Origin of the sequence: Gardnerella sp. DNF00983 (genome assembly GCF_049244265.1) — a bacterium.
GTDB classification, from domain to species: Bacteria; Actinomycetota; Actinomycetes; order Actinomycetales; family Bifidobacteriaceae; genus Bifidobacterium; species Bifidobacterium vaginale_J.
On sequence record NZ_CP058392.1, the window covers coordinates 1,404,613 to 1,428,207 of the forward strand.

General features: G+C 42.2%; 18 protein-coding genes and 1 tRNA gene. 2 read left to right on the forward strand and 17 right to left on the reverse strand.

The window, feature by feature from the left end:
* Window positions 1–39: 39 nt before the first annotated feature.
* From HXT34_RS05515 to HXT34_RS05550, 8 genes are all read right to left on the reverse strand, one after another.
* Complete coding sequence (locus tag HXT34_RS05515) at window positions 40–1,758, reverse strand: FTR1 family iron permease (protein WP_421784766.1); 1,719 nt, start codon at window positions 1,756–1,758, stop codon at window positions 40–42.
* A gap of 237 nt (window positions 1,759–1,995) precedes the next feature.
* On the reverse strand, window positions 1,996–5,298 hold the full coding sequence (locus HXT34_RS05520; protein WP_421784768.1) for a type I restriction endonuclease subunit R: 3,303 nt from the start codon (window positions 5,296–5,298) through the stop codon (window positions 1,996–1,998).
* 39 nt (window positions 5,299–5,337) lie between these two features.
* Complete coding sequence (locus HXT34_RS05525) at window positions 5,338–6,594, reverse strand: restriction endonuclease subunit S (RefSeq protein ID WP_415683217.1); 1,257 nt, start codon at window positions 6,592–6,594, stop codon at window positions 5,338–5,340.
* Window positions 6,591–8,195 carry a type I restriction-modification system subunit M gene (locus tag HXT34_RS05530; protein WP_415683216.1) on the reverse strand — a complete coding sequence of 535 codons (1,605 nt, stop codon included), beginning with the start codon at window positions 8,193–8,195 and terminating at the stop codon, window positions 6,591–6,593. Before HXT34_RS05530 ends, HXT34_RS05525 begins: the two co-directional genes overlap by 4 nt.
* Window positions 8,196–8,732: 537 nt before the next feature.
* A complete protein-coding gene (locus tag HXT34_RS05535; RefSeq protein ID WP_415683215.1) occupies window positions 8,733–9,836 on the reverse strand; it encodes an FAD:protein FMN transferase in 1,104 nt (367 codons plus the stop codon).
* Window positions 9,837–10,159: 323 nt separating this feature from the next.
* Window positions 10,160–10,882 carry a Fic/DOC family protein gene (locus HXT34_RS05540; protein WP_415687395.1) on the reverse strand — a complete coding sequence of 241 codons (723 nt, stop codon included), beginning with the start codon at window positions 10,880–10,882 and terminating at the stop codon, window positions 10,160–10,162.
* Between the two features lie 29 nt (window positions 10,883–10,911).
* Window positions 10,912–11,094 (reverse strand): antitoxin VbhA family protein, encoded by a 183-nt coding sequence (locus tag HXT34_RS05545; protein ID WP_415683214.1) that lies wholly within the window; start codon window positions 11,092–11,094, stop codon window positions 10,912–10,914.
* A gap of 368 nt (window positions 11,095–11,462) precedes the next feature.
* Window positions 11,463–12,752 (reverse strand): hypothetical protein, encoded by a 1,290-nt coding sequence (locus HXT34_RS05550; protein WP_421784771.1) that lies wholly within the window; start codon window positions 12,750–12,752, stop codon window positions 11,463–11,465.
* 341 nt (window positions 12,753–13,093) lie between these two features.
* Here HXT34_RS05550 and HXT34_RS05555 point away from each other — a divergent pair, with 341 nt between their 5' ends.
* Window positions 13,094–14,377, forward strand: coding sequence for an ATP-binding protein (locus HXT34_RS05555; RefSeq protein WP_421784773.1), 1,284 nt, complete (start codon window positions 13,094–13,096; stop codon window positions 14,375–14,377).
* A gap of 704 nt (window positions 14,378–15,081) precedes the next feature.
* On the opposite strand, the gene HXT34_RS05560 is transcribed toward HXT34_RS05555, so the two are convergent.
* The 9 genes from HXT34_RS05560 to HXT34_RS05600 form a co-directional block, all read right to left on the reverse strand.
* Window positions 15,082–15,396: a F0F1 ATP synthase subunit epsilon gene (locus HXT34_RS05560; RefSeq protein WP_032835331.1), complete on the reverse strand. Its 315-nt coding sequence runs from the start codon at window positions 15,394–15,396 to the stop codon at window positions 15,082–15,084.
* Window positions 15,397–15,398: 2 nt separating this feature from the next.
* Window positions 15,399–16,886, reverse strand: coding sequence for a F0F1 ATP synthase subunit beta (gene atpD / locus HXT34_RS05565; RefSeq protein ID WP_415683210.1), 1,488 nt, complete (start codon window positions 16,884–16,886; stop codon window positions 15,399–15,401).
* A gap of 6 nt (window positions 16,887–16,892) precedes the next feature.
* Window positions 16,893–17,897: a F0F1 ATP synthase subunit gamma gene (locus HXT34_RS05570; protein ID WP_004574170.1), complete on the reverse strand. Its 1,005-nt coding sequence runs from the start codon at window positions 17,895–17,897 to the stop codon at window positions 16,893–16,895.
* A 3-nt stretch (window positions 17,898–17,900) separates the two neighbouring features.
* Window positions 17,901–19,562 carry a F0F1 ATP synthase subunit alpha gene (atpA, locus tag HXT34_RS05575; RefSeq protein WP_012913755.1) on the reverse strand — a complete coding sequence of 554 codons (1,662 nt, stop codon included), beginning with the start codon at window positions 19,560–19,562 and terminating at the stop codon, window positions 17,901–17,903.
* 16 nt (window positions 19,563–19,578) lie between these two features.
* Window positions 19,579–20,160 (reverse strand): F0F1 ATP synthase subunit delta, encoded by a 582-nt coding sequence (locus HXT34_RS05580; protein WP_004574172.1) that lies wholly within the window; start codon window positions 20,158–20,160, stop codon window positions 19,579–19,581.
* Window positions 20,161–20,259: 99 nt separating this feature from the next.
* Window positions 20,260–20,802, reverse strand: coding sequence for a F0F1 ATP synthase subunit B (locus tag HXT34_RS05585; RefSeq protein WP_415687115.1), 543 nt, complete (start codon window positions 20,800–20,802; stop codon window positions 20,260–20,262).
* Between the two features lie 55 nt (window positions 20,803–20,857).
* The gene (gene atpE / locus HXT34_RS05590; RefSeq protein ID WP_004109950.1) at window positions 20,858–21,091 is read right to left on the reverse strand and encodes an ATP synthase F0 subunit C; all 234 of its coding nucleotides are present in this window, start codon (window positions 21,089–21,091) and stop codon (window positions 20,858–20,860) included.
* 77 nt (window positions 21,092–21,168) lie between these two features.
* Window positions 21,169–22,023: a F0F1 ATP synthase subunit A gene (atpB, locus tag HXT34_RS05595; protein WP_004109952.1), complete on the reverse strand. Its 855-nt coding sequence runs from the start codon at window positions 22,021–22,023 to the stop codon at window positions 21,169–21,171.
* A gap of 223 nt (window positions 22,024–22,246) precedes the next feature.
* The gene (locus tag HXT34_RS05600) at window positions 22,247–23,278 is read right to left on the reverse strand and encodes a homoserine O-succinyltransferase (RefSeq protein WP_415689004.1); all 1,032 of its coding nucleotides are present in this window, start codon (window positions 23,276–23,278) and stop codon (window positions 22,247–22,249) included.
* 155 nt (window positions 23,279–23,433) lie between these two features.
* Between HXT34_RS05600 and HXT34_RS05605 the strand changes: the two genes are divergently transcribed.
* A tRNA-Met gene (locus HXT34_RS05605) sits at window positions 23,434–23,507 on the forward strand.
* Window positions 23,508–23,595: the final 88 nt, after the last annotated feature.

The following is a 23,595-nucleotide window of genomic DNA, read 5'->3' on the forward strand; positions in this document are numbered from 1 at the left end:
TTTATTAATTATTTATTAGTTGGTTATTTGTTGTTTTGCTTATTTATTTTCTACCGCGCGTTTCACACGACTTCGCGCAATAGATACGCAAAGCAGTGAAATCACAACAATTGCTGCCACAATTTGAGCAACAATCGTCTCAACATACGGATAGAACCCAAGCCAATCGTTAGTTGGCAAGCCTTGAATATACATTCCTTCGAGAGCGTCGCCCTCGATTAACGCGTGCACACCACCGCCTGCAAAAATCACTACGAGAACAGACATAAGAGCACTTGTTCCAGTAAAGAATGGGCGAATTGGTATGTGCACAGATGCGAAACGAATTAGCAAGAATATCACTACAAGAACTGCAGCAGCGGAAATGAAGCCTCCCCAAATCATAGAGTCAGCTCCGTTTGAAACTGCAAAGATTGCTTGATAGAAGATTACAGTTTCAGCACCTTCGCGGAACACAGCAAGGAAACTCAATAACGCTAAAGAAACCAAGCTTCCCTTAGAAACTGCTGCCGTTGTTTGCTCACTAATATACTTATTCCATGCTTGCACTGAAGATCTAGAAATCATCCAGTTACTCGTGTAAAGCAGCATAAGCATTGCGAACAATGCAACAACGCCTTCTGTAATCTCCTGCTGCGGACCAGAGCCATTAAACAGCAATCCGAATAGTGCAGCTACAGCGAGAGATGCCACAATTCCAGCCGCAATACCTAGGTAAATATACTTCACCATATTCTTGTGACCGGATTTAACAAGGTAAGCAATAATTGCTGCAACAACTAGCAACGCTTCCAAACCTTCACGAAGCAAAATTACGAAAGCTTGACCAAATGAGCTAGTTATGAATTGCATAAATGGATTTGCGCTTGAAGATGCACCTTTGTCTAATTTTGCTGCGTCTTCAATAAGCATCGCTTTAAGATCCGTTACAAACTTTTTAGCTTGCTCAATAGTTCCGCCATTGTTCATTGTTTGGCGGCACTCTTTGAATTGATATTCGACAGTCGAAACGCGACTTCCGCTTATTGCATTCATCACGTTCTTCTCGAAACCGAGCTTTTCGTAATACTGGTAATAGGCTTCGTTAATTAAATCAACTGCGGCTGCTACTTGAGTTTTATTACCTTTTGCAGACTTGTATTTTGCAACAGATTTGTCGAGAATAACATTCATTTCTCGAGCAACTTGACCCCACGTACGACCATTGCGTCCAAGGTTTTTCTTTTTTGCAGCATCTAGCTTTTTGCGCTCTGCTTTAATTTGCGCACGCAACTTTTGCGCATAAACATTTGGCTTATCCACTTTTGAGTTGGCATCGAGACTAGATGCAGTTTGCGAAACGTCTGCCGAAAGAGCTTTCGACACAGCACTTATTTGCGAACTTTGATTTTGCTGGTATACAAGCGTTTGCAGCTGCTGGAATTGATCAGTTTGTGCTTGAACTTTATTCTGCCCGATTGCATCTCGCACAACCGTAATCATGTTAGAAGCAACGTAAACGGAATTGTATGCTGCTTCAAATCGAGTTGCAGCTCCAGAATTATTGCCACTATTGTATTCTGATTGACCTTGTAGCAATTCATTGTTAATTGCTTTAGAAACTTCTGTCCAGCTAGTATACGAACGATCTGCATCTGTTGCAAAAGCTGGAATAGTTGTAGCAAACGAGCTAACTATGCAACCTACCAACATGCACACAGCCAGAATCAGTGCAGCCGAGTCACGAATAATTCGGCGCACTTTTACATACGCGCGCATAACATCTCCTCGCGTTCTTCCGCGTCTTCTTGCGATTCCGCACTTCTCACGCGTTTTACGCCTTTTGCGTTAACGCATTTCCTGCATATCTACGCGCTCTACCCCAAATTGAGCGCACCCAACTAAAACTTGCCATCAAGGGCCCCACAGGTACATAATATCGACATATCATGTAGATTGATATAGTTCGACACAAAAAATACGCAAATATTACAAAAAATATGTTAATAATGAGAATTATCTTTCGTTTTGACTAAAGCCAATAAGCCCAACAAACTCATTAAACAGTTTTCTCATACTTTCCACAATGCGACTTTTCTTCTCAGCGCGCGCTTGAGCCGCAGCACCAAATCTGCTCATTCTAGGCATTAAATCATTAATATCTGTACCAAGCTCGCTCACTTCGCCAGCGCTAAAAGATTTCTCCATAAACTTGCGAGTCAAATCATCGTTTAATCCTTCGCTTTGCACAAGTTGCGCCAAGTCATGATTATACTTTTTCTCAACATACTCGCTCCAGCAATCAACAATACTCACCTTGTTGCCGTTCGAATCGTAAACAGTAGTTGTACCACCATAATTCACAAGCTTCTCAAGCTCCTTCTCATTAAGCTGCGCAATAAACCCTTCAATAAGCTTCTTTTTACTACGCAACTGCGGGCTAGCGTCAATCGCCACCCTAATAGAAGCAAGAACATTTTTATCTTTACAATGCTTGCTATGGTAACGTTCTACTAACATCAAAATGTAGTCAATATTTACTTCTACTTGGCGCACAAGCTCCATCTCAAACACAACATCGTCCGTAATGTCTGCAATCTCGCCTTTTTGCTCTTTACGCTTCCATTCTTCATGCAAATCTTGATAATGCCCCAAGTAATCTTGCATATCGCGCTCTTTGATTATCTCGTTGCCTTCAAATTGATCGAAAGCTTTCAGCATGTTACGCAAGCGCAAAATATTGCCAAAAAGCGATATGAACTTTTTCTGATTCTCTTCTCCAACAATATTGAATCCTTGTAGCGGATACTTTTCCATAAGCTCATTTACTAAATCACTGTATCCACAGCGCTCAGATCCATTAGCATCAACATAACCGTTGAAAATCTGCTCAAAGGTAGGGCAAAGCACAATACCTTGCGCATCTTTATCTCCAAAAAGAGCTACCGCTTTGTCAACTTGATAGCTCAAATCCCTAAAGCACACAATGTTTCCGAACGTTTTAACGGAGTTCAATATTCGATTTGTGCGCGAAAACGCTTGAATAAGCCCATGCATGCGAAGATTTTTATCTACCCAAAGCGTGTTCAAAGTTGTTGCATCGAAACCAGTTAGGAACATGTTGACTACAATCAAAACGTCAATTTCCTTATTCTTCATCCTCATTGACACATCCTTATAGTAACTCTGAAACTCACTGTTTGACGTATCGTAGTGCATTCCAAACATTTGATTGTAGTCGTTTATAGCGCTTTCCAAGAATTCTTGCGAATTTGCGTCAAGTCTTGCAGTGCTTTCAGAATTTTCTTCTCCAAGAGAACCCATGCCGTTGCTATACTCCGAAGAATCTGACTCACCCTCGTTTACTGCATAGCTAAAAATAGTTACCACTTTTAAGCGTTCGCTTGGCGGCAGATTTTGCTGCTGCTTTTTGAACTCGTTGTAATACAATTTTGCAAGCTCAATGTCCGCAACAGCAAAGATTGAATTAAAGCCGTTTACGTCAACTGCTTCAGAAGATTTTTTAGGTTCTACAGAGTTATGCTTATCTGCAGCAAGTTCTTTAACGTTAAGAATGCGCTTGTACTTGTAAGTTTTCTCATTGCGATACGTTTTTTGACTAAAATGCTCAATAATGTATTGAACAACATTATGCACGCGCTCTGGGTGCCTAATTACCTCAGGGCGATTAATGTCTTTAACCAATTCGTCGGTTGCCTTTTCCAGCTCGCTCGACGTTTTTACAGTAGCAACGTATTCCACGCGGAATGGCAACACATTTTTATCGTTAATCGCGTTAATGATTGTGTACGTGTGCAAGCACGGCCCAAAGGTTTGCTCGGTTGTAGAAATATGCGCAGCGTCGGAGCCAGCAGCGTTCGCTTCAAAAATTGGCGTGCCAGTAAACCCAAAAAGCAGAGCATTTTTAAAGTGTTTTACAATATCTGCATGCATGCCTCCAAACTGACTTCTGTGGCATTCGTCAAAAATAAACACTATGCGCTTTTTGTAAATTTCATGGCTTGGGTTGCTGCTTATAAATCTACTAAGCTTTTGAATAGTGGTTATAATAAGCCTGCATTCTTCCGTATTGTCTTCTAGCTGTTTTGTAAGCACAGATGTTGAAGTGTTACTATTTGCGGCTCCTTTTTCAAACCTGTTGTATTCTCTCATTGTTTGATAGTCAAGGTCTTTACGATCTACCACAAACAAAACTTTGTCAACAAGATTCTTGCCTTCTGCGTCTTTTAACGCTTTTACTAGCTGCGATGTTTTGAAGCTAGTTAGCGTTTTGCCAGATCCAGTAGTATGCCAAATATATCCACCCTTTTGACGCTCTGATGCTGGCATTTTGCTTGCATTAGCAAACATGTATTTTACGCGATTCACTATGTTTTCTGCTGCAGTAATCTGGTATGGACGCATAACCATCAAGCAATCTTCTGCATTAAAAACGCAATATTTTGTAAGAATGTTAAGAATTACGTGCTTTGCAAAGAATGTTCTAGCAAAATCGCATAAGTCGGAGATTATAGTGTTTTGAGCATCGGACCAATAGTTTGTAAATTCAAAACTGTTACTTGTTGTTGTTTTGCTAGATCCTCTACTTTTCTGCTCGTTGTAAGCATTATTGCGAGTTGAGTTAGAGTAATACTTTGTTTCAGTGCCGTTTGAGATTACGAAAATTTGCACGTATCCAAATAGTCCGCTTCCAGCCCAAAATGAGTCGCAAGCATAACGGTTAATCTGATTGAACGCTTCTCTAATAGGCACGCCTCTGCGCTTTAGCTCAATGTGAACCATTGGCAAGCCGTTTACCAGAACAGTCACATCGTAACGATTACTACGCGCAGGGCCATTTGCATCATTATTGTTTGCATTATCGCTTGCATTATCGTTTGCGTTAACAGCATACTGATTGATTACTTGCACAATATTCTTGTGAATATTTTCTTTGTCAATAATATTTATGTTTTTACCTTCGCCGTTATCTTTTTTGAGTATTTTAACGTTATCTCGCTGAATAGTATCTGTTTTCTTAACTATATCGTCAGTACTGTTTGCAATATTTTCTTTGAAAAATCTTTCCCATTCGCCATCTGAAAAATGATAGTCGTTGAGCTTTTCGATTTGCACTCGAAGATTTGCTATAAGATCTTTCTCGTTGTGAATGTGAGCGTACTCGTAGCCTTGGGATTGCAAAATGTTAATGAACTCTTCTTCGAGTTGTGCTTCGCTTTGATAGCTGCCGTCGTTTCGCTCACTCGGCGTGAACGTAGACATTACAGTGCTATCTTGATTCTCTAACACAATTTTCATTTTGCTTCCTTCTTTCTTACTCTTACTCACATTTTTCTATTATGCACGCTTGAAGGTAAGGAGTTGATCGCGATAGTACTCGTATTGCTTGCGTCTAGCTTCGATTTCTGCAGGCAGTCCTTGAGTTAAATCATTGCACAACGCGTCAAAGCGATCCAGAATTTGTACGATTTGATGCTGTACTTCTAGAGGTGGGATGGGGATTGTTACTTTACTCATTAATGCTTTAGATACATTAAATCGCGTAACACCGTTAGCAGTTCGCTTTATTTGAGAACGCAACGCACTTGAACGAAACAGATATTTAGAAAAATCAGGATTCATCATGCTTACATCGTTGAATCGAAAAGCAAAACAAAAACTGTTTAAATATACTTCTTCATTTAGGCGACAGGTAACAGCAGACGAAAAACCACATTCATCAGGAGTTTCAGATGAGCCGGTAAAAATTACATCACCATATTGTAAAACATTTTGCTTTTCACCATCAGAAACCTTAACAAAATCATTTGTAGAGAAATCTACAGCTGCATTACAATACACATTTTTATAGGTTATATAACGAGCATTTCCATCAACAAAATCATTCTTATTCTTACCAGTCAATCCACCAAAGAATGAACCTAATTCTTTAAGATTCTTATACTCAACACCATTCGGGCAGCAGCGCGATATAAGCGAGTGAAGAGGATTGTTGTCGTCAAATGTAAGCAGTGTATCTCGATAGTATTCGTATTGCTTTTTACGAGCTGTAAGCTCTGCTGTAAGCTCTGCTGTAAGCTCTGTAAACGTATCTAAAATCCGCACAATCTCCTCTTGAACCTCAAGCGGCGGCACTGGGATTGTTGCTCCAGCAATATTCTCATTGTAAAGCCTTGATATAGTTCCTCCGCTTGAGACTTTCCAAGGTTCTAATTGATAAATATAATACAAAAAACTATTTAGAATTTTCTTTTCATCATTTGCAACCCAAACAATGTTAGAATCTTGAAAATACGCTGGCTCGCCGTCATAGACAACCACTCTTCCTATTGTGCCAGCAGCAGAAATTAAGATATCGCCTTTATTTGGAAAACTATATTTTTGCTTATATTCGTGGAAAAGCTTATTTGAAATGAAAGAATCTGCTTTTTTGCCGAATGTCCCAATTTTATAAAACGGAATATCTCCAACAGGATTGGTTTGATTTTTTAGAATACGTTTACACATTGAAACTTTGCCAATATCACCAATCTTCTTATACTCCACACCGTTCGGGCACAATTCAGCGATTAACTCCTCAAGTTTGCTAGTCATTGAGTCACCTCGCTATTATCAGAGTTAACACCGCCAGCTTCAATCTCGCTTACAATCTTCTCAATTTGTTCGCGCAACTCTTGCTCGCGAGCGCAAATCGTTTTTAATTGCGCATTAAGCTCTGTAATATCAATCTTTTCGCGAGTATCTTCTGCTTCAACGTATGTAGAAACGGAAAGATTGTATTTATTTGACTCCACTTCTTCCAAAGACGCAACGTGCGCAATATGCTCCACATCTTGCCTAGAAGTGTACCAGTTAACAATCTGCTCAATGTTCTCGTCCGAAAGCTTGTTACTATTCGTTGACTTTACAAACTCTCGGCTCGCATCAACAAACAGTACAGAAGTATCATTCCTCTTGTTTTTGCGCAAAACCATAATGCATGTAGCAATCGAAGTACCAAAGAATAAGTTGCTCGGAAGTTGAATCACGCAATCGACAGCATTATGCTCAACTAAATATTGGCGAATCTTTTGCTCGGCTCCACCTCGATACATAATTCCTGGGAAGCAAACAATTGCAGCAGCGCCATTTTCTGCTAGATGCGCCAAGCAGTGCAAAACAAACGCCATATCCGCCTTGCTTTTTGGAGCAAGAACTCCAGCTGGAGCAAAACGAGGATCGTTAATCATCAAAGGATTAGAATCCCCCTCCCAACTTGTGGAATAAGGCGGATTAGAAACCACTAGCTCAAACTTTTTATTAGCATCGATTTGCGGATTTATAAGAGTATCGCCGCACGTAATCTCAAACTTGTTAAAATTCACATCGTGCAAAAACATGTTCATGCGGCACAAGTTGTAGCTAGTAACGTTCTTTTCTTGACCGTAAAAACCGCCATTAATATTTTCAATGCCTAGCACTTTTTTCGCTTTTAGCAGAAGCGAGCCAGATCCGCATGCTGGGTCGTACACGTCTGAAATGCTTGATTTTCCAACTGTTCCAAGGCGAGTGAGCAGCATTGAGACTTCTGCAGGCGTAAAGTATTCGCCGCCAGACTTGCCAGCGTTAGAAGCATACAAGCCCATCAAATACTCGTAAGCGTCACCAAAAGCCTCAATCACATTGTTGTTTACGCTACCAAGCTTCATCTCACTAATCACTTGCAATAACTTAACAAAACGCTTATTTCTGCCTTCAACAGTGTCTGCAAGCTTAATGTTATTCACATCGTAATCGGAGAATAATCCCTTAAAATCGCCAGACGAATCAGTTCCTTGAGAAGAAGCTTCAATATTGCGGAACACGCAGCTCAATGTTTCGTTTAGATTGCTATCTTGAGGAGCGTTCTTAAGCACATTGCAAAACAGTTCGCTAGGAAGTATAAAGAAGCCTTTTTCACTAATCATGTCACCGCGAAGAGGCTCAGCATCTTCATCGCTTATTGTTGCATAATCAAAGTTTGGATCTCCGCCTTCAGATTCATGCTCATCTTTATTAATATAATCGCATAAATTCTCGGAAATATAGCGATAAAACATTGTGCACAATACGTATGCTTTAAAGTCCCAACCATCAACAGAACCTCGCAAATCATCGGCAATCTTCCAAATCGTGCGATGCAATTCCGCGCGTTCTTCTTCTTTGCGAGTGTCCATTTGCTGCTCCCCATTTGTGCAATTTGTGCACGTGTATGCGCCATAATTAAATAAACGCAATAATTACGCAATAATTAAATAAGCGTTCTTTAATATTCTACTGTAAACGCACACAATCATCAGTGATAGTATTCGCATCGCTTTTTACGATCTTCGATTTCTGCATGCAAGCTTTGAGTTACACAAAGCACAACGCAACAATGCATTAAACAATAAGGCGATTAGTCAGAAAAAGAACCCCCAGGTTTGAGCACTGTTAGTAGGCTTAGGGGGCTGCTGTTATCAACAAGTCTATCAGACATTTCTCACCTCCTCAATCTCTTCTGCGAGTCTCACTAGAAATGTAATTTATGTAAATTGTAATACTAAATACGCTTTTATAGTTTGTTTTACATAAATTGTGCATAACTAAATTACGCACGCTTGAAAGTTAGGAGTTGATCGCGATAGGACTCGTATTGTTTGCGACGAGCTTCGATTTGCGCAAGCAAGTTAGCTCGCATCGTCATTATTAGGCATTAGTTAGCATCGCCAGCATTAGTCGGCAAAAAAGTGCGCGGGAAAGGCGGACGTTTTGCGAACTTGGCAAGCCGCGCAATTTGGCGAGATTACAGCAAACTCAGCGCCGACAGTTTGCACGATTGTTTGCAAATCGTTTTCTTGCGAAACAAACAACGCAGTTGCGAGCGCATCGGCATAAGCCGTTGGAAAAGCGCAAGTTTTAGCAGGAACATATGCCCAGCTTGCGCATAAATCGCAAGCAGGAATGCCGTCTAAAGCGTTGATTAAGTGAGTGGCAATTAGATTAGATTCAAAAGCATCGGATTCGCAACCATTAGATTTGTGACAATTAGATTCAAAAGCATTAGCTGCAAGACAATTTGCGTCTTTTACTTTCCATCGCCTTCTCGCATTAGACGAAGCGCACAACGCTCCACTTACAATTGATGCCGCACCTACCGCTTGCGTTGTATCAAAAGGATTTTCCAGCGCAACTTTTATTTGATAATCTTCATCGCTAAAACAAGCGCGCATATCACCGCCAGCATTTACCAAAAAATCGCAATCCGAAGGCAAATCACTATTCGCAGGCGAATCGTCACCAAGCTCGTCTTTAAGAATATTCGTTACAAGATCTACAAAATAGCCCTTACCCGCTGCACCAAAATCAAGCTGCACTGGTTGATTTGTGCAAAGCGTTGTGCTGTCGTCATCTCGCGAAATATCTGCCCACTTAACTGGCAAAGCGCGGCGATATTTGCTCCAATTACCACTGACACTGACGCTATCATTGCTCGCGCTGACAACCGACTCCGGAACGAATTGCACAGAATTATCGTAGCCAAGCGCAAGCAAATCCGCACCAACGCACGCGTCGAAAGCTCCGCGCGTAGCAGCGTAAAACTCGTCATAAATTGCAAAAAGCGGCTGCACCCACGTTGGAAACTCAAAATCGCCGCCATGCTCCGCACGAGCCATGCGCGAAACAAGCGAATCTTCACGAAAGCGCGAAAGCACCGATTCATACTCATCAACAAAAGCGCGAATCCGCTGCTCAACGCGCTGCGAAATCGGCACGTTGCTAGAGATAATAATCCCCGTTCCAAGCGCGCGCTCAATCGCAACAACATTCCTAAACATCACTTTCCTCACTCCCAACATCAAACACTCTATCAATCATCAAAAACCGCAGCAATATCCCACAAAAGTCACAAAATAGAAAAATGTCGTCATAGTTTACAGAAAAACATGTTCTATACCTACATTTTGGCAAAATGAAGGCATAGCGAGTAAAAAACATTCATCTATACCGACATTTTCGCAAAACAGCGGTATAGCAGGCAAAATATATTCGCCTATACCTACATTTTGGCAAAAACGCACTATAGAAACATCGGCAGAACTGGCAACATCAGCAACATCATGTCACTCGCTTCGGCATTAGCAATACACAATCGCTAAATTCAATCTATGCCGTAACGCGTTTTATACGCAGCGTAATCCTTATCCTGCAAAACACTAGCCACATTCGGCGCGTATTCGTATTCTTCTTCAACAAGATGCGCAAACTGCTGCTGCGCTAAAAGCTCAACCTGCAAAGGCTTTGTAATAATGTGGAACATATCTTCAAGAAGCTTTGTATCGTTAGCATCTTTAGCCTGGATTGAAGCTTCATCGTTAACACGCTGCGTTATTAATCCCCAATCGAAATGGTATCCAGCATCTCGCGCAACTATATCCCAAAAAACGCGTTGCGTTCTACCATTGCCCTCACGAAATGGGTGTAAAACATTAAAATTATTGTAATTTACACTTAGCTTACTAATAAACTCATCAATAGATAAATCTTGCAATAAATTATCATTTTTAAGCGTTTGCTCACAGTAACGAATCCCAACGCCCATGTATTCAAGCGGATGAAACGGTTCGCCGCCGCCTTTAGTCATGTCTATAGTGCGAATCTGACCAGCCCAATCATAAACATCTTGAAAAAGATAATGATGAATCCACTGCAACTGCTTAACAGTTCCTTCTGCATGCGGCAAGTGTTCGTACAACTTATAACTGCGAACTGAAACTAAATCGTTTTCAAAGAAATCAAGATCTTCCTGAGTTTGTACATTCAGCTTGTTCTTCAGCACTCGCGTGTGAGGAATAAGATACGGGTCAAAAACTTCATCAACCATCATTTAACCCTTAAACAGATTAAGATTAACTATTCCAGACCGTAACGCTTACGAGTTAGAGATATAAGCTCATCAGCGCTTATAGAACCTCGAATATATTTTCTTGTATCAGCCAAGCATGCAGAAGAAACCATGCCTCCTTCTAACTTTGCTGAAGATAATGCTATTGCAACGTTTTCTAGTCGTAACTTTTGCGTTTCTTTATCAATCATTTCTTCTACCTACCAACACACGCACCCAAATCAAAAACAACTACGCACTATTTTACTATTCGCAATGCATTTTGATTACAGAATATTTTGCAATTTGACGAATCCACACAAACGCAAAAAGCATCGGCAACATCACGCCACTCGTTTCGGCGTAGATAATTTACACGCTTTAACACCTAGCAAATCCCACTTCGCAAAACCTAAGCAAAAAGAAAGAGCCTTCGCACGCGAACGCAAGCAAGAAAACAAACAAGCGAACGCGAGCGAAAGCCCTTAATAAACTATTGCTGCTGCCAATAACAGCAATATTAATTAATCAATTAGCTGGTTATCTAGCAATCCAGTCAGTTAACCAGCTAATTGATTAACTAGCGGCGAACTTTACGCAAAGTAACACCGACACCAGCAAGAACAGCCATAACAATTGCAGTTATACCAACACCTACACCAGTGCCAGGCAAATTGCTAGCAACAACATCCAAAGCAGTCTTAACGACATTATTCACTACAGTAATATTCGTCCAAGCGAGCTGCTTGCCCTCTTTATCTACAAGAACAACAGTATGCTTACCTGAATATCCTGCAGGGAATTGAGCGTCAAAATAAGGAACACCATCAGCACCAAGCTTAACTGTCACATAATCACTACCACTCACACTGTGCAAAAGCTTAGGAGTAGAGTAAATGAACGCATAAGCCTTAGCAGAACCATTCTCCTTCAGCTCAGCATTAAACTTAGCATCATCAACATGAAGAGTGACCTTATTAGCCGCACCAGCTTGAGCAACATTATTGTTACCAACGGTAATCTTATTCTCAACTTCCGGCTTAAGATCATTAACACTCTTAGGAGCAGTAGGAACGCTAGCAGAAGCATTCACCTGATCATTGGCTTCCGAATTAGAAGAAGAAGTTGAATCAGAAGAAGACGATGTTACTAATCCTTCACTTAACTTAGGAGCTGTACCTACAGTAGAACCAGACTTAGCAGGTGAACTGCCATCTGGTTTACTGTTTTGGTTCTTAGTAGGATTAGTTTCAGGAGCGGGAGTTTGGTCTGAACCAGACTGATCTTCGCTATCATTGAAATATCCATGCGCTTGGCATACTTTAAATTCTTCGGTACCTCTACTAGCGCTTTTACATGCATGTTTATCGCAGTAGTCAGGGCCGCCGAATGTTACATTAAGTCTTTCTATGCCGTTTTCATCTTTGCGAAGACCTGTGCCATGAGCTGCATAATAGCAAAACACATCGCTCGTTTTCAGTTTTTCTGTAATATAATTGTCCACACGATCAGAATCAATAAAAGAGCCTAATGGGCAAAAATTTTTATCACACCAATATGGCGCACCCTGAATAGGTTCTCCTGGAATATTAAGTCTCTTTGCAACGGCTTTACTCCATTGTATTCTTTTTTCAGCCGATGCCTCATGATATTCAGAATCGTTGGAATCTTTACAATATAGAGTACGGGTGTAAACGCCTAAGCCAAGTCTTTCATCATCATATTTTTCACGAACTTCGCAATTTTTCTCTATATCACTACCACTGTTGCCATCAGTTGCAAAGGCAACTGGAGCAAGCGATGCAAAAGCAAAACCACTAAGCAAAGTAGCAGCAGCAACAAAAGCACCTATCGCTTTTTTCTTTAGCATACTTTATCCTTTCTTCTCTCGCGCAAAAAGCGCAAATATTACACGTTGAAACAACTGGCAGATTGATAAAAGTAAAGCCAGAAGTTCATCAACAATCACATATAAGAGTACCCCCCCCCCGTAGCCAAAAATCAACAATATTAAGCAAAAAGAAAGGGCCTTCGCACGCGAACGCAAACAGACGCTTCCACTTTCAAAAGTGAAAAAATATTACAGTTTTGAAAGTGAAAATGATATAATACTTTCAAAAGTGAAATAAAATTAAAGTTTTGAAAGTGAAAATACGAATCTGCTTTCAAAAGTGAAAAATACTACTATTTTGAAGACGAAAGGCGATTGAAATGAAACTAATCGAGAGAACAGATTACCTAAATCGCCTAAAGCGACTTAAAGGCACACCAGATATAAAAATCATCACTGGCATTCGACGCAGCGGAAAATCTGAGTTGCTGCGCGCTTACCGCACGTATTTAGAAAATACCTACAGCAATCAAAGTAGCAAACTTTACGCGTCAGCAAAGCATGCGCAACTTCCAAACGCACTACAACAACAAGATAACTCAAACAACCAAAAACTTAACATAATCAACATTGACTTTAATAACCTAAATTATGAAAATCTGAAAAATTACAAAAGCCTTTTTGAATACGTTGAAAGCCGTTATATACCAGGCGCTTACAACGTTCTTATGATTGACGAAGTGCAATTGTGTCCAAAATTTGAGCTTGCGATTAATAGCCTTCACAATAGCAATAAATACGATATTTACTTAACGGGATCCAACGCATTCTTACTTAGCTCGGACCTTGCAACACTGTTTAGTGGAAGATTTATTGAAATACCAATATTCCCTTTCAGCTTTGCAGAATATTGCGAATACTTTGAAATAACAAGCAACTTTAACGATGCTCTACAAAGGTATTTGCAACAGGGCGGACTTGCCGGCTCATACGTTTACGCGAACCAAGACGATGCTGAAGCGTACATAAAAAACGTGTATACAACTCTTGTTAAACGCGATTTAGTAGACAAATACGCAATATCGGAAGTGTCACTTCTTGACTCAATATGCGAATTTTTAATGGATAATATTGCAAATCTCACAACTGCAAACAATGTAAGCTCAATACTTAAGCAGAATCAGATTGAAACAACTCACATAACTGTTGGCAATTATCTAAAATATTTATGCAATGCATTCATGTTTTATAAAGTAAAACGCTACGATATTCGCGGCAAAAAATACTTAGAAACAAACGAAAAATACTATTTAGCAGATACCGCACTACGCTACGCAATTCTGGGCACTCGCAACATGGATTACGGAAGAGCATACGAAAATATTGTGGCACTTGAGCTTATGCGAAGAGGATACTCAATTTATGTTGGCAAGCTTTACCAAAAAGAAGTAGATTTTGTGGCAGTAAAGGCGAGCAAAAAGATTTATATTCAAGTTTCAGACAATATTAGTAACGATGCAACGTTGGAGCGCGAACTTTCGCCACTAAAAGCAATAAAAGACTCTTACCCTAAAATCCTGCTTGCAAATACGCGTCACGATTCTTATGACATTGACGGAATACGCGTAATAGACATAGCGCAATGGCTGCTCGAAACAAATTGAGACAAATCATGACGAATCTAAATACTCACGCACTAAAATCTTTACTTATTTACACATAACAACCATCAAAAGTAAAGATAATTGCGATTTTGCATATTCAAAAGTAAAGATTCGCAAAACTTAAGCAAAAAGAAAGAGCCTTAGCACGCGAACGCAAGCAAGAAAACAAACAAGCAAACGCGAGCGCAAATAGGCACTCACTTTCAAAAGTGAAAAAATATTACAGTTTTGAAAGTGAAAATGCGAATCTGCCTTCAAAAGTGAAAAATACTACATACTACGCTTCTGAAGACAAAATTAGCGATGATTACAAATTGAAGCGCGATACTGCTAGTGCTGCCAACACAATCCCAAAACATAAGCCTAAACAAAAACTCAAACCAAAACCAAGACTCAAACCAAGACTCAAACCAAGACTCAAACCAAAGCTCCTAACAAACCTTGCACCCCTGCACGGCAGAAACTTTACAACGCTGTAACGTTTAGGTCGGATTAAGGCGATAAAACGGCAGAAATTTTACGCGCGTGTACAGAAAAGGTCGCGAAAGAGCAGAAAAACGGCAGAAATTTTACGCGCGTGTAAAGAAAAAGTCGCCTACACGCCAAAAAACGGCAGAAACTTTACAACGCACGCCAAAAACAAAAGACAGGAGCTCGGGATACCCAAACTCCTGCCTTTTCGCTTACTTCACTTATACGTAAGCCTAAATCACCTTAGCGTTAGGCAGCACGTTGCCGTCTTTATCAACGTTACAACTATGCTCAACAGCAATAGTAATATGATCAGAATCAACAGAGAAGAAGCCGTCTGTCACTTTAAAAACGTGACGCACACCCTTCAAATCGTCAACCTTCACAAAACCGTGATCAATCAACGCAAGCACAGCCTCATGTCCAGGAAGCACGCCCATTGCGCCATTCACAGAAGGAATAACCACAAACTTGGCGTCACCTTCCCAAACAGGATGCCTGGCTGCCACCACACTAACGTGCAGCGATTTTACTTGCTTCTCCGACATAATCACGCACCAAACTCTTGCTGCATATCGTGCCAACGACGCTCAAGATCATCAATGCCACCGATACCAGAGAATGCCTGCTCAGGAATCTCATCGTAAACACCATCGCAAATGCGAGTGAATGCCTCAATGGTTTCGTCTGCTGGCACATAAGAACCTGGACGACCAGTGAACTTTTCAGCCACATAGAAGTTCTGACCAAGGAACTGCTCAATCTTACGAGCGCGGCTCACAGTAGTCTTATCTTCCTCACCAAGCTCATCGATACCAATCAAAGCGATGATGTCCTGAAGCTCCTTGTTACGCTGCAAAATAGCCTTAACGCGGTTCGCGCAATCATAATGAGCCTGACCAACGTAACGCGGATCCAAAATTCTAGAAGTAGAAGTCAAAGGATCCACAGCTGGGTAAATACCCTTAGCTGCAATATCACGCGAAAGCTCAGTAGTTGCATCCAAGTGCGTAAAGGTTGTTGCAGGTGCAGGATCAGTGTAATCATCTGCAGGAACGTAAATAGCCTGAAGTGACGTAATGGAATGGCCGCGTGTAGAAGTAATACGCTCCTGCAATGCACCCATTTCATCTGCCAAGTTTGGCTGGTAACCAACTGCGGAAGGCATACGACCAAGCAGCGTGGAAACCTCAGAACCAGCCTGAGTAAAGCGGAATATGTTATCGATGAACAGCAACACATCCTGATTCTGCACATCGCGGAAGTACTCAGCCATAGTCAAAGCGGTAAGAGGCACACGAAGACGAGTCCCAGGAGGCTCATCCATCTGACCAAAGACAAGCGCTGTTTTCTCCAAAACGCCAGCATCAGCCATTTCGCCAATCAAATCGTTACCTTCACGGGTACGTTCGCCAACGCCAGCAAACACAGACACACCACCGTGATTCTGTGCAACGCGCTGAATCATTTCCTGAATCAACACAGTTTTACCAACGCCTGCACCACCGAACAGACCAATTTTACCGCCCTGAACGTAAGGGGTAAGCAAATCGATAACCTTAATACCAGTTTCGAACATCTGAGTCTTAGACTCAAGCTGATCAAAAGCAGGTGGGTTACGGTGAATTGGCCAACGCTCAGTTACTTCAATGTGCTCGCCAGGCTTAGCATTCAAAATGTTGCCTGTAACATCGAACACGTGACCCTTAGTAATGTCACCAACAGGTACAGAAATTGGGCCGCCAGTATCTCGCACTAAAGCACCACGAACCAAACCGTCAGTAGGCTTTAAAGCAACTGCACGCACAGTCGAATCACCAAGGTGCTGCTCAACTTCCAGCGTGATCTCGTGAACGGTATCACCTTCCGTGTTACCAACGGTAGCAATATCGACTTTGAGAGCATTGTAAATATCCGGCAGATAGCCGACCGGGAATTCAACGTCAATCACGGAACCCTGAACGCGGGTTACGCGACCAGCTGTTGGATCGACCTCCTGCTCAGCTTCTGGAGGCGCTGTGGTCTGATTTTCAGCCATATGCTCCTAATCCTCCTCATTATTCAGCGCATCAGCGCTGCCGATAATCTCGGTAAGTTCTTGAGTAATGGATGCCTGACGAGAAGCATTAAGCTTTCTTGTCAAATCATCCACCAAATTGCGGGCGTTATCTGTAGCCGTATGCATAGCGTTCTGTCTGCTTGCCGTTTCGGAAGCAGCAGAAGTAAGTAAGCACTCGTGAATACGAGACTGAATATACTTCGGCAAAACAGCATCCAATACTTCATCCGGGCTTGGTTCGAAGCAATACTCCACAGCTTCTGGATTGCTGCGGCTTACTGCTTCTTCACGAGCCGAAACTGCGCTCGTAGACGACAATGCTGCTGAAGGACCAGAAGCTGCTTCATAGTCAGGACGATGCATAGAAAACTCTTCACCGTCCTTCAAAGGAACCAGCTCAACTGGCAGCATGCGTAACGTACGAACTTTTTGCCTCACCATATTTATAAATTCAGTGAACACAATATACAGTTCCGAAACTCCGCCTTCTGCTTCCGGCGTCATATAAGCATCCATTAAAGTATCGGAAATCTTTTCAGCAATAGTAACGTCAGGATGGTCAGTAGAACCTTCCCAAGTACCTGCCACATCGCGATTGCGATACTTGTAGTAAGTTGCACCGCGTCGACCGTACACGTACAGTTCTGCATGCTTACCTTCTGCATCGAGTTTTGCAAGAAGTGCTTCAGTCTCACGAATAATCGAAGACGTAAACGCACCTGCCATACCACGATCAGAAGTAAGAGCTAAAACTGCTACGCGATTGCCGGCATGCTCTTTACCAAAAATAGGATGCTTAATATTTGCTTCATGATGAGCTACCAACGCCTGCACGGCATCGAAAATTGCGTCACTATAAGGCTTAGCATTAAGCGCAATATCTCGCGCTTTAGCGATATGAGAAGACGCAATCATTTCCTGAGCCTTAAAGATTTTACCCAAAGACTGTGTGGAAATAATTCTCGATTTCAATGCAAGTTGGGAGGACATACGCTACTTCCCCTCAGGCTCGCGACTGTCTGCTTTTGGCTTAGCTACAAGCTGTTCCTTCTCAACAGGAGCAGGGTTTTCAGCCGGCGGCAAAGAATCCTTTACAATCAAAGGCTTGCCAGCAGATGTCTTAAACGTCCTACGGAAATCATCAATGGCTGCATCAAGCTTGGCTTCAGTTTCCTTAGTGAAGTCTTCAGTATCGCGAATTACTTGCAAAATGTCGGTTCCTTTATCCAAGTAATCCAACAATTCGCTTTCGAAACGCAACACATCCTTCACAGGAATATCGTCAAGCTTTCCATGAGTACCAGCCCACACGGAAACAACTTCTTGCTCCATTGCTCGAGGAGAGAACTGCTTCTGCTTAAGTAGCTCAGTCAAACGAGCACCGCGAGTAAGCTGCGCCTTTGAGGCTGCATCCAAATCAGAAGCAAACATTGCGAAGGATTCCAAAGACTTGTAACGAGCCAAGGAAATCTTCAACATGCCGGAGACTTTCTTCAAAGCCTTAGCCTGAGCTGCGCCACCAACACGAGACACGGAAATACCAACGTCTACTGCTGGACGCTGACCTGCGTTGAACAAATCAGACTGCAAGAAGATCTGACCATCGGTGATAGAAATCACGTTGGTTGGAATGTATGCAGAAACATCGTTTGCCTTGGTTTCGATAATTGGAAGACCGGTCATAGAACCGCCACCCAAATCGTCAGAAAGCTTAGCACAACGTTCAAGCAGACGAGAGTGCAAGTAGAACACGTCGCCTGGGTAAGCTTCACGCCCAGGTGGACGACGCAAAAGCAAGGAAATTGAACGGTATGCTTCTGCTTGTTTCGACAAATCATCGAAAACAATCAAAACATGCTTGCCGTTATACATCCAGTGCTGACCGATTGCAGAACCAGTGTAAGGTGCAATGTATTTAAAACCTGCAGAATCAGAAGCTGGGCTTGCCACGATTGTGGTGTACTTCATAGCTCCTGCTTCTTCAAGGCTTTGACGCACTGAAGCAATAGTGGAACCCTTTTGACCGATTGCTACATAAATGCAGCGAACCTGTTTCTTTGGATCTCCAGTTTCCCAGTTAGCACGCTGGTTAATAATAGTATCTATTGCGATTGCAGTCTTACCTGTTTGACGGTCACCAATAATCAACTGGCGCTGACCACGACCTATTGGCGTCATTGCGTCAATAGCCTTCAAACCAGTAGACAATGGCTCATCGACTGGATGACGGTGAATAACGTCTGGAGCCTGGGCTTCAAGAATACGACGCTCACTGCACTCAATCGCACCCAAACCATCGATTGGATTACCCAACGGGTCCACAGTACGACCAAGATAAGCGTCACCAACCGGCACAGACAACACCTCGCCTGTGCGGTATACTTCCTGCCCTTCCTCAATGCCTGTAAAATCGCCGAGAATAACGACGCCGATTTCGTGTGCATCAAGGTTGAACGCAAGACCCAAGGTATCGTTCTCGAATGTGAGCAGCTCGTTTGCCATGCAGCCGGACAATCCAGCTACGTGCGCAATGCCGTCACCAGCCGTAACAACATAGCCAACTTCTTGCGTTGGCATGTCGGTAGGCTTATACGAGTCAACAAACCCGTCGAGTGCCTTGCGTATCAGGGCGGGATCAATAGATAGTTCCGCCATAATTCTCCTTAATTTACTACTTCACTGCCTGTGTCCAAGCACCATTTCGCGCAGAACGCTGCAACTGCTTAAGCTGCATCAACATGGTGCGATCGGTTATTTGATCACCGATTTGTATACGCATACCACCAAGCACGTTTGGATCCACAATTGGGTTAATGTATGCACGATGACCCAACTTATTGCTGTAGATTTCAATCAAACGCTTAATTTGCTTATCTGTAAGCGGCTGAGCAGTAGTAACTGTAACCAATGTTTCTCCAGCTTCACGCTCAAATCCTGACCAAGCGCCGCCGAAGCTACCGGTTTTACCGCTTTCGGCACCTCCGTGCCAAGTTCCTACTAGATAATGCATAATGCGCAATACAACAGGGTGCGCCTTACCTCCAATAAGCTCGTCAATAAGGCGAGACTTATCTTCCGAAGACCTATTCGGATCAGTAATCGCATCAGAAAGCTCAGGATACTTATCAATCATGTCCATCATTGACGAAAGCTCGTCCGAAATGCGCTGCGCTTCATCGTGCGCATCTGAGATGGCCTGAGCAAGCGAAGAACGCGACAAACTATCGTTTGCTCGCGATGCCTTTTCTGGCATTCTTACCTCCTCGTTTCTGTAAAAAACGAAGTAATGCAAATAATACAAAATGAAATAACCGTAATTTTATTTTGCGATTATTCAGTTTTGCACATTACTTTACTTGCTTTGATCCGAATTTTTAGTGTCTCCAACTTCATCGATCACATGATCAATAATCTTGGAGCTGACGGTATCGTCATCCAATTTGGATGCAAGAATCTTGCCAGCTAAAGCTGCTGCAAGAACCGACACCTCTCCTTGGAGGCTGGACATGGCATGCTTATGCTGAGCCTCAATAGAATGCTGCGCTTCACTGATAATCTTCGCAGCATCCTTTTCAGCGCGTTGTCTAGCTTCGCCAATAATTTTTGAAGCTTCCGATCGAGCCTCTTCACGAGTCTTTGCAGCATCAGTTTGAGCTTGAGAAAGTTCGTCTTCAATCTGGCTCTTTAACTCGTCTGCTTCACGCTGCACATTAGCAGCCTTAGCCATTCCGCCTTCAATTTTTTCTGCACGCTCGTCGAGAATTGCCTGGAATTTAGGCATAACGAACTTGTAGAAAAACGCTGCAAGAACTACCAAAACTACTAATGACCACAGTACGTCATAAGGCTCAGGCAAGAACAACGCCAACTTATTACTTCCGGCTGCATATGCCATGGCTTGTCCTTTCTATTCTTTCAACACTATTCGTGTTGTGCATTGTAAGTTTTGTTCAGGCTCCCATAATGTAGGAAACGAAGCCAAGCAAGCCCAAAACCTCAATAAATGCCAAGCCGACGAACATAAACAGCTGAATGCGGTTGCCAACTTCTGGCTGACGTGCAGTAGATTCCATAGCCTTAGACACTACTATTGCCATGCCGAGTGCAGGGGAAATAGTTGCTACAGCAAAGCCAAGAATGCTCAGGTTGCCGGTCAAACCTGCAAGAGCGATGATACTATTCATTGGTTTCCTTTCTGTTGAAACAGTAACCAGTATAAACCCGTAAGATATGTAAAATCTGAAAATCTACACTACTTTTATTAAGCAGCTACAACAGCAGACTTTTCTTCCTCTTCCGGATAACTTTCCGAAATGTAGACTGAAGCAAGCACTGTAAAAATAAATGCCTGCAAGCCAGCTACCATAATTTCGAATAGGGTAAACAGAATGCCACCAAGCAGCCACAAAGCACCGCCTAAGGCAAGGAGTTTATTGCTGGAATCCACCACGAAGAAATTGGTGAATACTAAACAAGTGGCCACCAGCAAATGGCCAGCAATCATATTCGCAAACAAACGAATTGTAAGCGAAAGTGGTCGCACAATTATTAATTCTATGAGCTGCAATGGCGAAAGAATAAAGTAAATCGGCCATGGCACACCCGCTGGGAACAATGCTTCGCGGAAGAATCGCAAAAAACCTTTTTCGCGAATGCCAGCAATAAGATATTGGCAAACAACCCACAAAGCAAATACCAACGGACAAGCAATGGTTGCGGTTGCAGCCATATTTAATCCTGGAATCACAGAACAAAGATTAAAGAAGAAAATAGTGAGGAATAACGTGGACATCATTGGCACATAGCGCTTGCCGCGTTCCTCGCCAATCATTTCGTAAACAATGTTGTAGCGCACAAAATCCATCAAAATTTCAAGCACGCTTTGGAATCTGCCAGGAACAACCTTTGCTCGCATAGCACCAATTCCAAAAATAATCATTACTACTACTGCCATAAGTAAGCGCACCAAAATAATGCGATTCATGGCAAATGGAGTGCCTTGGAACAAAATTTCTGGAGGCAAAAACTCACTAATATTAGGTAGCTCTGGTTTATTCGAAGCTACAGTAGAAGCTACAGTTGTGGTCTTCTGTAAAACATCAACCATTACATCCATAAGTGCCTCCTTATAGCAATCCGTTCACACGCCTCAATTCAGTGCCGCTCACTCACATACTCAATTCAATCATTCTTGCGGCATATATATCAACTAGATCATATGTTTCATATTTCGTAAGGCGCGGGGCACGAAACGAAAAATATATCTAACTGCTGATTGTACTCTTTGCTTGTACATAATTACGCAACTAATTACGCAACTAATTACGCAATGTCGAAATTTATTTGTTCATACCGTACTTAACACCGTCAAATGGATAAAAATTATCGGAGCGCGGAGAAGCTGGCTCATGCCTTATAGAACGTTCAGTTCCAAGCCTTCCAGTAGTTCTTAAATGAGGAATATCACAAAGATCGTAAGGCGTAGTTTCGTACACCCAATTAAGCCAGTTGCGCCAAAGCAAATTCGCGTGTGCACGCCAAGAAAATAGTGGCTCTAATTTTGGATCGTCATTAGGGAAATAGTTGTAAGGGAATGGCACGTTGCTCAAACCTTTTAACATGTCACGCTCATATTCCTGCGCAAGAGTCATTTTACCATATTCCCAATGCCCGAGCGCAAAAACTTCAGAAAAATCACGCGTAGCAACTAAGCCCGGACCAGATTCGGGACCATACGTAAGAATCTGTAAACGCTTATCTGCAGAAATGCTGTCAACATCAACACTCGCTATTCTAGAGTGCGGTTGTAAAGCGATTTCATCAAAACCATTTGTAAGAAAACAGTACTCATCCTGCAAATATTGCGGGAACACGCCAAAAACTTTTTTGCTGAGAACATGCTTTTTTATGCCATATCGGTAGTAAAGCGCACCCATTGCGCCCCAGCACAAATACATTGTTGAGAAAACGTGTGTTGATGCCCAGTCAAGAATTTGCGTAAATTCGTGCCAGTAGTCGACATCCTCAAATTCCATATGCTCAACAGGAGCGCCCGTCACAACAAATCCGTCGTAATAGTTGTTACGCAGTGCGTCAAGATTTTCATAGAATTTTACTAAATGATCAGCGCTAACATGCGTTGATACATGCGTAGAAGTTTTCATAAAATCGACGTCGACTTGCAAAGGAGACTTAGAAATGAGTCTCAAAAGCTGAGTTTCTGTCTCGATTTTTTTGGGCATAAGATTCAAAATCAACAAACGAAGTGGTCGAACATCCTGCTGTTCTGCTTCTGGGCGCTCCAACGCAAAAATTCGCTCAGCATCTAATATGCTTCGCGCTGGCAATCCTTCAGGAATCTTAATAGGCATGTGTTTATTATACCCCACACTTGTTTATGTTTATTGTGTATACGTCACTCATGTGCACGAATCGTAAAATTCTAACTAAATACAGTAAGACACGCCCGAAAGTTGACAAATTTAAATTTGCACCTATCGTAGATAGAGCTGCTAAAAGTAGCCGACGCGGGGTGGAGCAGCTCGGTAGCTCGCTGGGCTCATAACCCAGAGGTCCATGGTTCAAATCCATGCCCCGCTACTAAAGCCAAGGATCACACAAATTTCTCACGATTGTTGTGGTTCTTGGCTTTTTTGTTTAATACTACATAAGTCGCCAAAAACGCACC